This is a genomic window from Nitrosovibrio sp. Nv17, from assembly GCF_900119085.1.
GTDB lineage: Bacteria > Pseudomonadota > Gammaproteobacteria > Burkholderiales > Nitrosomonadaceae > Nitrosospira.
This window is the reverse complement of sequence record NZ_FPIQ01000033.1, coordinates 1-12,732: the sequence shown is the minus strand read 5'-3', so window position 1 is coordinate 12,732 and position 12,732 is coordinate 1. Positions and strand designations below refer to the sequence as shown.

At 62.3% G+C, this 12,732-nt stretch carries 9 protein-coding genes, 1 tRNA gene, 1 pseudogene and 1 riboswitch; of the genes and pseudogenes, 8 read left to right on the top strand and 3 right to left on the bottom strand.

Annotation, left to right across the window (positions count from 1 at the left end; genetic code table 11):
- Window positions 1-590 precede the first annotated feature (590 nt).
- A tRNA-Ser gene (locus BT108_RS12790) sits at window positions 591-682 on the bottom strand.
- A gap of 163 nt (window positions 683-845) precedes the next feature.
- On the opposite strand from BT108_RS12790, the gene BT108_RS12785 reads away from it, so the two are divergent.
- On the top strand, window positions 846-1,373 hold the full coding sequence (locus BT108_RS12785; protein WP_072294950.1) for an adenine phosphoribosyltransferase: 528 nt from the start codon (window positions 846-848) through the stop codon (window positions 1,371-1,373).
- Between the two features lie 23 nt (window positions 1,374-1,396).
- Here BT108_RS12785 and BT108_RS12780 read toward each other — a convergent pair whose 3' ends face one another.
- Together BT108_RS12780 and rnk are read right to left on the bottom strand one after the other, a co-directional pair.
- A complete protein-coding gene (locus BT108_RS12780) occupies window positions 1,397-2,998 on the bottom strand; it encodes an alginate export family protein (RefSeq protein ID WP_083566447.1) in 1,602 nt (533 codons plus the stop codon).
- 8 nt (window positions 2,999-3,006) lie between these two features.
- Entirely contained in the window at window positions 3,007-3,420 is a 414-nt protein-coding gene (rnk, locus tag BT108_RS12775) for a nucleoside diphosphate kinase regulator (RefSeq protein ID WP_072294949.1), read from the bottom strand.
- Window positions 3,421-3,750: 330 nt separating this feature from the next.
- On the opposite strand from rnk, the gene BT108_RS12770 reads away from it, so the two are divergent.
- From BT108_RS12770 to bioB, 7 genes and pseudogenes are all read left to right on the top strand, one after another.
- Window positions 3,751-4,443 (top strand): O-methyltransferase, encoded by a 693-nt coding sequence (locus tag BT108_RS12770; protein WP_072294948.1) that lies wholly within the window; start codon window positions 3,751-3,753, stop codon window positions 4,441-4,443.
- 92 nt (window positions 4,444-4,535) lie between these two features.
- Window positions 4,536-5,876 (top strand): adenosylmethionine--8-amino-7-oxononanoate transaminase, encoded by a 1,341-nt coding sequence (gene bioA / locus BT108_RS12765; protein WP_072294952.1) that lies wholly within the window; start codon window positions 4,536-4,538, stop codon window positions 5,874-5,876.
- 146 nt (window positions 5,877-6,022) lie between these two features.
- Window positions 6,023-6,129, top strand: a riboswitch (guanidine-I (ykkC/yxkD leader).
- A gap of 200 nt (window positions 6,130-6,329) precedes the next feature.
- Complete coding sequence (locus BT108_RS12760) at window positions 6,330-7,805, top strand: APC family permease (protein WP_072294947.1); 1,476 nt, start codon at window positions 6,330-6,332, stop codon at window positions 7,803-7,805.
- A 90-nt stretch (window positions 7,806-7,895) separates the two neighbouring features.
- Window positions 7,896-8,621 carry an urea amidolyase associated protein UAAP1 gene (locus tag BT108_RS12755; RefSeq protein WP_072294946.1) on the top strand — a complete coding sequence of 242 codons (726 nt, stop codon included), beginning with the start codon at window positions 7,896-7,898 and terminating at the stop codon, window positions 8,619-8,621.
- Between the two features lies 1 nt (window position 8,622).
- Window positions 8,623-9,285 (top strand): urea amidolyase associated protein UAAP2, encoded by a 663-nt coding sequence (locus tag BT108_RS12750; protein ID WP_072294945.1) that lies wholly within the window; start codon window positions 8,623-8,625, stop codon window positions 9,283-9,285.
- Between the two features lie 156 nt (window positions 9,286-9,441).
- Window positions 9,442-11,721, top strand: a pseudogene (locus BT108_RS12745) (5-oxoprolinase/urea amidolyase family protein); the annotation flags it as partial.
- A 51-nt stretch (window positions 11,722-11,772) separates the two neighbouring features.
- Window positions 11,773-12,726: a biotin synthase BioB gene (bioB, locus tag BT108_RS12740; RefSeq protein WP_072294951.1), complete on the top strand. Its 954-nt coding sequence runs from the start codon at window positions 11,773-11,775 to the stop codon at window positions 12,724-12,726.
- Window positions 12,727-12,732: the final 6 nt, after the last annotated feature.

The window sequence follows — 12,732 nt, the reverse complement described above, 5'->3', positions numbered from 1 at the left end:
TGCACGCCTCCCATTATCCGCGGCATCGCGCCGCAACTTCATTGAAGCTATAATCAAATAGCTGCCACCAAAGAAGAAGTGAAGTTACCCGCGGTATTGCGCTGCGGCCTCATTGAAGCCTTAATGAAGCTGGCATACATCGTTGTGTCTTTGACGTTATCCGCGGCATTGCGCCGCGGCCTCATTGAAGCGGTTATTCTATGTCTTTGCTATCTTAATGATAGTGTAGTTATCCGCGGCATCGCGCCGCGGCCTTATTGAAGCGCAGGGTCTCCTTCGTCTCTTCTGTGACTTGCGCATGTTTTCTATGGCATCGCGCCGTGACGGATTTCCAGTTGGAACGAGGCGCGAGTCGCACAGCAGATAAGCTCTGCAAGCGGCGATTGACGATGAGCTGGGTAAAATCCGGTGGTTGTGCATGAAAAAGCTCGGGTGCGGCGTTGCAAAGCTTGGCCATGGGCCGGCTATGCCTTGCGTCTTGCCCCTTGTTTTCGCACTTTTTCGCGCACAACACGGCCATGAAGCAAATGTTGACAGGCCCCAATTATCCTTCAAGGTATCAGGAGGGCTTTCGAGCAAGCGATTTCAGGTGGCGGAGAGAGAGGGATTCGAACCCTCGGTACGGTTGAAGCCGTACGCACGCTTTCCAGGCGTGTACCTTAAACCACTCGGCCATCTCTCCCGTGGACGGGTTTGCGGGGATCCCCGGCAGGGGGCCAAGAATAAACCAGAATGGCACCCCGGGCAACTTTTCCAGTACCATTGCGGGCTTTGCCATCCGTTACGTCCTCAAGCGAGTTTCATCCCTTCTTTGCCGCCGCGGCTAGCCAATGAATTCTTCCGCCATGTCCATCAAGTCACGCATTCGCACCATTGCACACTATCCCCATGAAGGCATCATGTTTCGGGATATCACCACACTGCTAAAGGATCCGGTGGGATTGCGCGCCACCATCCAGGAGCTCGTCGGCCACTATCGGACACTAGAGATCGACAAGGTGGCGGGCATCGAGTCGCGCGGCTTCATCATCGGTGCACCGGTCGCGTACGAGCTGGGGCTGGGCTTCGTGCCGGTGCGCAAGCAGGGCAAGCTTCCGGCGGAGACGCGCGGGCGGGACTACCAGCTCGAATACGGCAGCGACCGCGTCGAGATCCACGTGGATGCCATCCAGGCGGGCGAGCGAGTACTGCTGGTCGACGATCTCATCGCCACCGGTGGTACGGCGGAGGCCGCCGCGGGGCTGATCCAGGAGATGGGCGGGGAGGTGGTGGAGTGTTGCTTCGTCATCGACCTGCCGGCCGTCGGTGGCAGGGCGCGCCTGGAGAGACATGGCCTCAAGGTGTTCGCACTGTGCGAATTCGAGGGTGGCTGATCGCTCGCACGGCTTGATGGGCGTCAGAAGCGCATGTTGTACTGGACGTAGAAGAGATCGGGGGAGACGTTCGGAGCCGTGGTCTTGAGGAAGTTGCCCGCGAACAGCTTCGAGTAGCCGACCAGTACATCCTGGTGGCGGCTGACGTGGATGTTGAAGCGGAAGTCTATCTCGTCGCCGACGTGGCTGCCGGCCTGGCCGGTAGGGTCACGCAGGGTGGCAGCACCGGCGGCATTGTAGAGAAAGTCGCGCCGGTTGGCCAGGTGGAAGCGGTGGTACTGGGCGGTGAACGTCGCCCAGGGCTCGGGATGCAGGTTGATCTGGGCGTTGAAGTCATGGATGTTCTGGCGCCCCACGCGGTCTATCCACCCGAGATAGTAGTTGCCGAAGGGGAACAGCTGGTTGAAGGTATTGCGCCTGCCGTCGTTCGCATCGCGGTCGCCCGAGGCGAAGTCGTAGCGCAGCCAGAACTGGGGATTCATGGGCGCGCCCTTGAAGTGGTAGCCGGCCCCGGAGGCAACCGCGAAGGCGGAAAGATCCTGGTTGGCGTACTGGCCGAATTGATACATGCCTTCCAGTTCGTAGAGGAACTGGTTGTAGTCGCCGGCCAGCCGCCCGCCGAGCGTATGCGTGATCGCATCGCCCCGCAAGCCACCGCTGCCGACGGCGCGGCCGCGGTTGTCGTCCAGGCTGAGGAAGTAGAGATCCACGAGCTGTCCCTTGGCGGGCCGGTAGGTACCCCAGAGGCCGAAGAACTCCTGCTTCCGGTCCCAGTTGTCGAACTGGCTGCGCTCGGTGACCATCGGCCTCACCCAGAAGGCGTCCAGGTCGAACGTGGGCGTGCGCCAGAACGCCTTGGCGCCCTGGAAGGTGCGCCGCGTATTGACCCAGTCCAGGGTGGAGATCAGCCTTTGCGAGCCGTAGAGCAATTCCTGGCGGCCTATCCGCAGATAGGCGGGGCCGTCGCTGAAGCTCCCCAGCTTGATGTCCGCGAAGAGATTCAGCATGTCGGTGTGGTTGGCGTCGGTGGGGGACGGCGCAAGGCGTTGCCCGAAGGTGCGCGCATCCAGGAACTCGGCGAAGATGCGCACCTTGTCCTGGTACCACAGGTCGGCATGGAAGCGGCTGCGGATCATGTGGTAGGTATCGCGGGTGTTGGTCAGGCGGGCGTCGGATTCGCGCATGTAGCGGTACCAGAAGCTGCCGCCGAACGACGCCAGGAAATCCTCTCCCAGATGGATGCGCTTGATCGGGTCGAAAAGGTCGCGTTCATGGCCGGGTTTTTCCATGTAGCGGTAGTCGATGTCGAACGCCGGCGTGGTCATGAGTGCGTAGGGCGCATTGGGCGAGACGGGCGGCGCTTCCCGTTCGCTTCCGGTAGTCCTGTCCCACAGGGAGTAGTATCCCGGTCCAGAGGGCGCGATCGAGAACAGGCCCGGGCGCGGGGGCGCGCTTACCGGCGGTGCGTTGGTCCAATCGAAGCGGCCGGGTGCGGCGGTGGCCGTCGTGGCCCTGGGTGCGGGAGCCTCTGCGAACGCCGGCAGTGCCAGCGTGGCGGCATTCAGGGCCAGGGCCGCCGCCATGATCGGCGGCGCAAGACGTGCAAGCGATTCGAGCGGCGCCATGATGCCGTCTATCGGTAGTATTTACCTTCGCGCTCGGGCTGGGAGATAATCTCCACGATCCGTACTCTGATCGTTCCGCCGCCGGGTTTGGGCCACTCTATCTCGTCTCCCGTGGAAAGACCCAGCAGGGCGCTGCCGACCGGCGCCAGGATGGAAATCTTTTCGCCGCTGCCGTCCACATCCCGCGGATAGACCAGCGAGAGGCAGAAGTCTTCGCCGGAAGAGTCGATACTGAAGCGGACGGTCGAGTTCATCGTGACCACCGACGGGGGGATCTGCTCGGGCTCGACGATTTCGGCGCGATCGAGCTCGGCCCGCAGGGCGGCCTTGCCGGGGATCGCATTCTCGGGGAGCGATTCCAGCAGATCCTCCAGCCGCTCCAAATCCTGGGAAGTCAGGATGATTTTGGGTCTGTTGCTCATTGTTTGCCTCGTTACGGTTTCGGCCATATCCGGCTGGTGTGCCGGAACGATATCACAAGCCGGTTTGCGGGTGTGCAGACACAGGTGGATGGAGCGCAGCCGGGCGATGTCATCCCCATGCGTCAATGGGAGATGGCCGGCCCCTGTCGGGATGAAAACGCCTATTGTACACGAGCCGCGCCGATATTACCATGGCATCGCAGCGGCAGCGCGGCTCCATGTTTTCCGGAGCAGGGGAGGGGGAGGTCGCGTTGACTCTCCGCAGCGATCCGGGTACAGTCGAATGGAGAGGGCTGGTTTCGCTCTCTCTCGTTTTTCCATGAGTGCGCCATGACTGCTTCGACGCCGCCCCCGACCACCCCGAATCCCGTCGATCTGGCGCCGGTGCATCCCGAGATCGAGGCATACATGCGTGGACTCGTGGACCGGACGGAGCATGCCGTGTTGGCCGAGATGGAGGCGGAGGCGCAGGAGCAGAATTTTCCCATCGTCGGGCGCCTGGTGGGCGTCTTCCTGGAGTCTCTGGCGAAAATGGTCGGTGCCCGGCGCGTCTTCGAATTCGGTAGCGGTTTCGGCTATTCCGCCTACTGGTTCGCACGAGCATTGGGCGCGGAAGGGCGGGTCATCTGCACCGACGGTGATCCTGCAAGGGTGGAGCAGGCGCGGCAGTACCTGCAGGCTGCAGGGTTGGGGGCATGCGTCGAGTTTCATGTGGGGCGCGCGCAGGAAGTGTTCGAGCGCACCAGCGGGACGTACGATATCTGCTACAACGACGTCGACAAGGGCGACTATCCCGAGATCTGGGAAATGGCGAGACATCGCATCCGCCCCGGTGGCCTCTATATCGCCGACAACGTATTGTGGCATGGACGCGTGGCGCTGGAAACGTATGTTGATATCGTGCCGGGCTGGACTCAAGCCATCCTCGAACACAACCGGCTCGTCTTCGCCGATCCCGAGTTCGACGCATTCATCAATCCGACACGCGATGGCGTGATCGTGGCACGAAAGAAGACTGCCTGATTCGCAGAAGCCGCATTGTCTGCCGCGTGCCCGCAGCCGAGGCACGCGATGCACGCCTTTCATCCGATTTCATCCTCACTGGTAGAACCATCATGTCCAATTCCAACCTTTCCCCATCCACCCCGGCATCATCGCTCCCGGCGCGCAGCCTGAAATCGATCTGGCATCCCTGTACGCAGATGAAGCATCATGAGACGCTGCCGCTCGTGCCCATTGTCCGCGGTGAGGGCGTGTGGCTGTACGGGCCGGACGGCGAGCGCTACCTCGACGCGATCGGCTCATGGTGGGTGAATCTGTTCGGGCACGCCAATCCACGTATCGGTGCCGCCATCCACGACCAATTGGACAGGCTGGAGCACGTCATGCTGGCGGGATTCACCCACGAACCGGTGGTACGGCTGTCGGAACGCCTGATCGGCCTCGTGCCGGGAGGCCTGGGGCATTGCTTCTACAGCAGTGACGGTGCCTCAGCTATAGAAATCGCGCTGAAGATGAGTTTTCACTATTGGCGCAACAGCGGTCGTCCGGAGAAGAGCGGTTTCGTCAGTCTGCAGAACGACTATCACGGCGAGACGCTGGGGGCGCTGTCGGTGACCGACGTCGCGCTGTTCAAGCAGACCTACGCGCCGCTGCTGCGTCCCAGCGTGCATGTGCCCACGCCCGACTGGCGCTGCGCGGAGGAGGGAATAACGCCCGAGGCGCACGCGCGCCGTGCCGCCGCTGCCCTGGAGGCGCATCTGGCGGGCCATCACGCGGAGACCGCCGCACTCATAGTTGAACCCCTGGTGCAGGGCGCGGCGGGCATGGGCATGTACCACCCCTCATACCTGTCGCTTGCCCGCCAGATATGCGATCGGTATGACGTGCACCTGATCGCCGACGAGATCGCCGTCGGTTTCGGCCGGACCGGCACCTTGTTCGCCTGCGAGCAGGCGGACATCGCACCGGATTTCCTGTGTCTGGGAAAAGGACTGAGCGGCGGTTATCTGCCGCTGTCGGTGACGCTGACCAGCGACCAGGTCTACCAGGCATTCTATCGCGACGAGACCGCGCAGGGCTTCCTGCATTCCCACACCCACACGGGCAACATCCTTGCCTGCCGTGCCGCGCTGGCCACGCTGGACATTCTGGAACAGGACAAGGTCATCGATGCCAATCGCGCCCGGGCACGCTACCTCAACGACGCCGCGAAGCCGATCGCCGCCCACCCGCTCGTCAAAAATTTCAGGAACTGCGGCATGATCTGGGCATTCGAGGTGGACGCGGGGGATCCCGGGTTCGCGGACAGGTTCTTCCAGGCGGCGATGGCGCAGGGGCTGGTGCTGCGCCCACTGGAGCGCACGGTCTACTTCATGCCGCCCTACGTCATCGGCGAGGGCGAGATGGAGCAGTTGGTGGCGGGCACGCTCAAGGCGCTGGATTCCTTCGGATAATGCATCCGAGTCCGCGCACGCCGGAATTCGCGTAGTTAGTGTGTCGTTCCGGATAATAATGCGGAAAGGGTATTGCTTTTTCCGGGCGAGTGTGTACAATTTTTAATGTCATGCCGTTGCCTGCTTCCAGCCGGTGACGGGCAGTGCCAAAGCGAAACTAGGGTTCCGGCTCCCGTCTCAGGGAGCGTTCAGGACCGAGGGTTTCCGGCTTCGTCATGACGAGGCTCCACGGAGGGATAAAAGCCCGGGAGATCATGTATGGATATACATTGACTCTCGAAGCTTGGCCGACTGGAGATCTCGTCATGCACCTCAGTTCATTCTCTGAATATTCCCCGTTTTTCGCCCCGAATCGGAAGCTGCGCATGCTTGGCGGCGCGTCCGCCGCAACCGGGGGACTTCCATTTCACGTGGTGGCGTCGTTCCGTGACGACTGTTCGGGGAGATAACGTCATGGCTGACCCGCAGGTTCAGGACAATCCGGCGTCCGGAGTCGCCATGGAAGCCTGCACGCTCAAGCGTTCGATGAGCGTATGGAATTGTTTTACGCTGGGGTTCTCGGTAGTGTCGCCGGTGGTGGGACTGTACGCCATCTTCGGGGTGCAGAACCTGGTGACAGGGGGCGGCTGGATCGCCGCGCTGATCCTGAGCCTGTTCATGCAGCTCATGGTGGCGACCGTCTACGCCGAGCTTTCATCGCAGTTCCCGATCGCGGGGGGCGCCTACAAGTGGTCTCGGCATCTGGTGGGACCGAGGGCGGGGCAATACGCCGGGGTTATCTACGTGAGCTCGACGATCGCCATGCTGACCACCACCGCCTATACGGGAGGCATGTGGCTGTCCGCAGTGATCGTGGGAGGCGACGTGCAAGGCAGCACGGCGGTCATGTGGGGCGCAGTGTTCCTGCTGATCTGTACGACAGTGAACGTGGTCAACCAAAGGGTTTTCAAGGTGATCAACATGCTGGGCGTCAGCGCCGAAGTGCTGGGCTCTATATGTGTAGCGCTGGTACTGTTTCTCTTTTTCCGGATTCATCCGGTTTCCGAGTTGTTTCAGCACCTGGGCACGGGCCTGGCACCCACCAGCCTTGCCGCTTTCCTGGCGGCTCTGGCGATCGCGGGCTGGGCATTCATCGGCTTCGATTCCTGTTCCACCATTGCAGAGGAGGCCCATAATCCCGAGAGGATGATTCCCCGCGCAATCTTCCTGTCCCTGCTGGCGGTGGGCAGCGTGGTGCTCTTCAATTCCTCCGCGCTGACGCTGTCCGTCAGCCATGAGACTCTGGTGGAGGCCAGCGCCACGTCTGATCCCATTTCGCCGATCATCACCAGCACGCTCGGCGCCTGGGCTGCGAAACCGTTCCTGGTGATCGTCATGACAGCCTTCCTTTCCTGTGGCTCCTCGGTGGTCAACTACGTTTCGCGCATCGTCTTCTCGATGGCTCGCGAGGGCAATCTGCCTGCTTTCTTTTCACGAACCACGAGGACGCAGCTGCCGCGGAACGCGATCGCGGGCACCGTGTTCATGTCCGGGCTCGGATTGCTGTTCGGGTTGAATGACGGGGCGGTCGCGACCATCATCGCGTTCGGGACCGGCGGGCTGTACGCCATGTTTTCCATGACCACGGGCGTGGGCCTGTACGCACGCCTGACAGGGCGGTGGAACCCTGAGCTGGGCGCATTCAGGCTGGGGAAGCTGGGGCTGGTGGTCAACACCGTGGCATTCGCCTGGGCACTGTTCGAGCTCGTCAACATCGGATGGCCGCGCGATTACGTGGCAGCCCCCGGCGCGGCCTGGTGGCAGCTGTGGGCGGTACCGCTGGTGCTGGGGACCATATTGACCCTGACGACGCTGCATGTGCAGATAGGGCACAGGCGCCGGATGAAGCAGCCACCCGGGGGCGCCGCGACGGATGGCTTGCAGGGCTAGGTCTGCATGCAGCGAGCGGTAGCATTGGGTCGAAATAAGGGAATCGGGAGTCATCAATGAAGGATCATCTTTGCGACGAGGAGGCATGACATGAATCAGGATACTACGCATCTCTGGGAAGAATACGTTCCCGGCGGCTGTCACTGGTCGGGTGTCGTACGCCGGAGAACCACGCTGCGCCTGAAGGATGTGGCGGGAGGCGCCAACGCGGCGGTTCTGTTCTACAACTTCGAAGAGAAGCTGGAACGTTACAACATGGCGGATACGCTCAAGACGCAGCATACTTTCCGCCTGACCAAGGGACATGCCTGCCATTCCGACATGGGGCGGATCTTCTGTTGCATTGCCGAGGACACGACCGGTTGGCATGACACGGTGTGCGGGCTGAGCGATGCCGACCTGATACGCCAGCAGTACGGTGTGGGACGCTATCAGGAACTGCGCAACGACATGTATCGCAGCGGGCTTGACGGCATGCTGGTCGAGCTCGGAAAGTGGGGATTGGGGAAACGCGACATCGTGTCGAACATCAACTTCTTCAGCAAGGTGACGATTGGCGCGTCGGGAGATTTGCGTTTCCACCCGGGTCACAGCAAGGCGGGAGACTACGTGGATCTGGCCTTCGAGATGGATACCCTGGTCGTGCTGTCTGCGGCGCCGCACCCGCTGGATCCGGCGGAGACCTACCGCCCCGGCGCCGTCGGCCTGGCCGTGTTCGCGTCCCCTTCCGCATCCGAGGCCCCCTGCCTGCATATCGCGGAAAATGCTCGCGGCCTGCAGAATACCCAACGTTTGTATGCCTATGGAGGTGCCTGAGATGAGTGCACAGAATCTGGTCGAGAGTTTCCTGAATCCCGATCTCGCGGTGGTGGACGAGGTGTGTGCCGCAGGGGATCCGTGGGTGAAGGTGGTGAAGAAGGGCCAGGTATTCCGTATCGTCGACCTGGAGGGCAACCAGGCGGTGGATACTTTGTTCTACAATGCCCACGACGCGGTGGAGCGCTACAGTGCGACCGATACGATCCGCCGTCAGAACCACCTCTATCTCACCACAGGCAGCAGGCTGTACTCCAATTTCGGCAACGTCATGCTTACCATCGTGGCCGATACCTGCGGGCGGCACGATACGGTGGGCGGCGCCTGTGCGGCGGAAAGCAACACCACGCGCTACGCGCTGGACAAGTATCCGATGCACAGCTGCCGCGACAGCTTCCTGCACGCGCTGGCGCACGATCCGATCTGCGAGCGGCTGGGCATGAGCAAGCGTGACATTCCCAGCAACATCAACTTCTTCATGAACGTGCCGGTGACCGAAGACGGCGGACTGGATTTCGCGGATGGCGTGTCGGCGCCGGGCAAGTACGTGGAGATGCGCGCCGAGATGGACGTGGTGGTGCTCATTTCCAACTGTCCGCAGCTGAACAACCCCTGCAATGCCTACAATCCCACGCCCGTCCGCCTGTTGATCTGGGATCAGTGAGGGGAAGGATCGGGTTCATGCGCAGGCATGCATCAATATCAGCGGGTCCGACATCGGAGATCCCACAGGCTTCATGCCTCGAGGGGTCGCAACGCACGACCGAACATGGAGAAGAAAATGTCTAGGAAAGCACAGGATAGCAATACTCAAGCCGCCTCCACCATCGAGGTACTCGATCCGCCGGGCGTGCAGACCACGGTGCAGGACTATCCGGGGCGCAAGGGCTACTGGGATGTCGGCGTGCCGCCATCCGGGCCGATGGATGGCTTGGCGTTCCGTCTCGCCAACCGTCTGGTGGGCAACGAGGAAGGGCAGGCCGCGCTCGAGATCACCTTTGCGGGTCCTACCCTGCGCTTCCACTGCGACAGCGTGATCGCGGTGACCGGTGCGCCCATCGAGGTGAGCCTGAACGGCGCGCCGCTGGAACAATGGCGGTCGCACCGGGTCGAGGCCGGCGCGCTGCTGGTCTTCGGAGATGTGCTGGATCACGGCAGCCGCGCCTATCTTGCAGTGCAGGGGGGCATCCGCGTGCCCGACTACCTTGGCAGCCAATCGACCTTCATGCTGGGCCAGTTCGGCGGCCACGAGGGCCGTGCGCTTCAGGCAGGAGACACGCTGGGAATCGTCCCGGCCACTTCCCATGTCCCGCGCGAACTTCCGCAGGCATACGTGCCGGACTACGTCAGGCACTGGGAGGTCAGCGTGCTCTATGGTCCCCACGGGGCGCCGGATTTCTTTACCGAGGAAGATGTCGGCATGTTCTTCAGTGCCCGTTGGACGGTGCATCACAACTCCGATCGTACCGGTGTGCGTCTGATCGGACCCAGGCCCAAATGGGCGCGTACGGACGGTGGGGAGGCCGGCCTGCATCCCTCCAATATCCACGACGTCGCCTATTCCGTCGGTGCGGTGGATTTTACTGGCGACCTGCCCGTGATACTCGGACCGGACGGTCCCAGCCTGGGCGGCTTTGTCTGCCTGGCGACCCTGGCGCACGCCGAACTGTGGAAAATGGGGCAGCTCAGGCCGGGCGACACCCTGTCTTTCCATCGTATCTCGGCCGCCGCCGCGGAAACACTGGAGGCAGCACAGGATGTGCTGATTCGGGATCTTGACCGGCCACGGGTGGTGCCCGCTTCCTCAGCGGACAAGGGCACGAGCAGTCCGATCCTGCATACCATTCCCGAGGACGGCCGGCAGGTGCGTGTGGTGTATCGCCAAGGGGGCGACAAGAATCTGCTGGTCGAGTACGGGCCGCTGGTGCTGGACTTCAACCTGCGCTTCCGCATCCATGCCCTGATGCAGTGGCTGCGGCAGGAAAGGGATGCCGGCCGGTTGCAGGGGATCGTGGATCTGACCCCGGGGATCCGCTCGCTGCACATCCACTTCGATTCGAAGCAGTTGCCACGCAACAGGCTGGTGGACGCCCTGATCTCTGCGGAAGGGGAACTGGCTGCCATTGAGGATATGGAGATTCCCACGCGTATCGTGCATCTGCCGTTGTCATGGAACGACTCCTCCGTGCAGCTGGCGATGCGGAAGTACATGCAGTCGGTGCGCCGGGATGCGCCATGGAATCCGGATAACATCGAGTTCATCCGGCGCATCAATGGACTGGAGAGTATCGACGAGGTCAGGCGTATCGTGTTCGAGGCGAGCTACCTGATCATGGGGCTGGGGGACGTCTATCTCGGTGCGCCGCTCGGTACGCCGCTGGATCCGCGGCATCGCCTGGTGACCACCAAGTACAATCCGGCCCGTACCTGGACGCCGGAGAACGCGGTGGGGATCGGGGGAGCGTACATGTGCGTGTACGGCATGGAGAGCCCGGGCGGCTACCAGCTGGTGGGGCGCACCGTGCAGATGTGGAACAGTCATGTGCAGACGCAGGATTTCACTGAGGGCAAGCCGTGGCTGCTGCGCTTCTTCGACCAGGTGCGCTTCTATCCCGTGACCGAGGCCGAGCTTGTCGAGATGCGCAGGGATTTCCCGAGCGGGAAAATCGGTCTGCGTATTGAGGAAAATCGCTTCAGTCTGAGGCGATACAACGATTTCCTGAGAGAGAACGCCGCTTCCATCGAGGCATTCCGGACGAAGCAGAAGGCGGCCTACGTGGCCGAGCGCGAGCGCTGGAAGGCGCAGGGCCAGGAAAACTATACCACCAGCGAAGTGGCCGGAGACGAAGTGGCGTCTGGCGAAGTCGAGTTGCCGGCGGGTACCCGGGCTGTGCGCACGCACGTTACCGGTACAGTGTGGAAACTCCTGGCGGATGAGGGGCAGCGCGTCGAGGCGGGAAGTCCCATCGCGGTATTGGAATCGATGAAGATGGAATTCACCGTGAACGCGCCGATCGGAGGGGTGGTGCGGCGCGTGTTCGGCAGGGTGGGGGGACGGATTTCCGCCAGGCAGGTGCTTGCCGTGATCGAGGAGGACTAGATGGAGAATGATGTGGAAAGCCTCGTGCGCGAGACGTGCCGGTCGGGGGGCATGCCCGTCGCCGCTTCTTCCACGTCCCGCTGGGACGTTGAGGAAGTGGAGGATCTGCTGGATCTTCCGTTCGGGGATTTGATGTACCGTGCGCAGGAGACGCACCGTCAATACCATGAGGCCAATGCGGTGCAACTGTCGACGCTGATTTCGGTGAAGACTGGGGGTTGTCCGGAAGACTGCGGGTACTGTCCGCAGGCGGCGCGCTACCACACGGGGGTGGAGGGTCATGGGTTGCTGTCGCTGGAGGAAGTGGTGGAATCGGCGTGTGCGGCCAAGGCCCGGGGAGCGACACGGTTTTGCATGGGTGCGGCGTGGCGTGGTCCCAAGCAGCGTGATCTGGAGCAGATGACGCGGATGGTACGGGCGGTGAAAGGACTGGGGCTGGAGACGTGTGCGACGCTGGGGATGCTGAAGGCGGGGCAGGCCGAACAGTTGAAGGAAGCGGGGCTGGACTACTACAACCACAATCTGGACACTTCGCCGGAGTACTATGGGGAAGTGATCACCACGCGTGGTTACGAGGATCGGCTGGCCACGCTGGAGAAAGTGCGTGGTGCGGGGATCAACGTGTGCTGCGGGGGGATTGTGGGGATGGGAGAGAGCCGGTCAGCGCGCGCGGGGCTGATCGCGCAGCTGGCGAACCTGGATCCGTATCCGGAGTCGGTGCCGATCAACCATCTGGTACAGGTGGAGGGGACGCCGCTGCATGGGACGGCGGAGCTGGATCCGCTGGAATTCGTGCGGACGGTGGCGGCGGCGCGGATCACGATGCCGCGTGCGCTGGTGAGGCTGTCGGCGGGGCGTCGGGAGATGTCGGAGGCGGTGCAGGCGCTGTGTTTTCTGGCGGGGGCGAACTCGATCTTTTATGGGGACAAGCTGCTGACGACGGAGAACCCTGAGGCGGCGCAGGATCGGGCCCTGCTCGACAAGCTCGGCCTGCGACCGATGTAGACGGGA

Bases quoted from the DNA above. Each gene is read 5' to 3' on its own strand.
- BT108_RS12785 (WP_072294950.1), top strand. From the start codon at position 846: ATGTCCATCAAGTCACGCATTCGCACCATTGCACACTATCCCCATGAA.
- BT108_RS12780 (WP_083566447.1), bottom strand. From the start codon at position 2,998: ATGGCGCCGCTCGAATCGCTTGCACGTCTTGCGCCGCCGATCATGGCG.
- rnk (WP_072294949.1), bottom strand. From the start codon at position 3,420: ATGAGCAACAGACCCAAAATCATCCTGACTTCCCAGGATTTGGAGCGG.
- BT108_RS12770 (WP_072294948.1), top strand. From the start codon at position 3,751: ATGACTGCTTCGACGCCGCCCCCGACCACCCCGAATCCCGTCGATCTG.
- bioA (WP_072294952.1), top strand. From the start codon at position 4,536: ATGTCCAATTCCAACCTTTCCCCATCCACCCCGGCATCATCGCTCCCG.
- BT108_RS12760 (WP_072294947.1), top strand. From the start codon at position 6,330: ATGGCTGACCCGCAGGTTCAGGACAATCCGGCGTCCGGAGTCGCCATG.
- BT108_RS12755 (WP_072294946.1), top strand. From the start codon at position 7,896: ATGAATCAGGATACTACGCATCTCTGGGAAGAATACGTTCCCGGCGGC.
- BT108_RS12750 (WP_072294945.1), top strand. From the start codon at position 8,623: ATGAGTGCACAGAATCTGGTCGAGAGTTTCCTGAATCCCGATCTCGCG.
- bioB (WP_072294951.1), top strand. From the start codon at position 11,773: ATGCCCGTCGCCGCTTCTTCCACGTCCCGCTGGGACGTTGAGGAAGTG.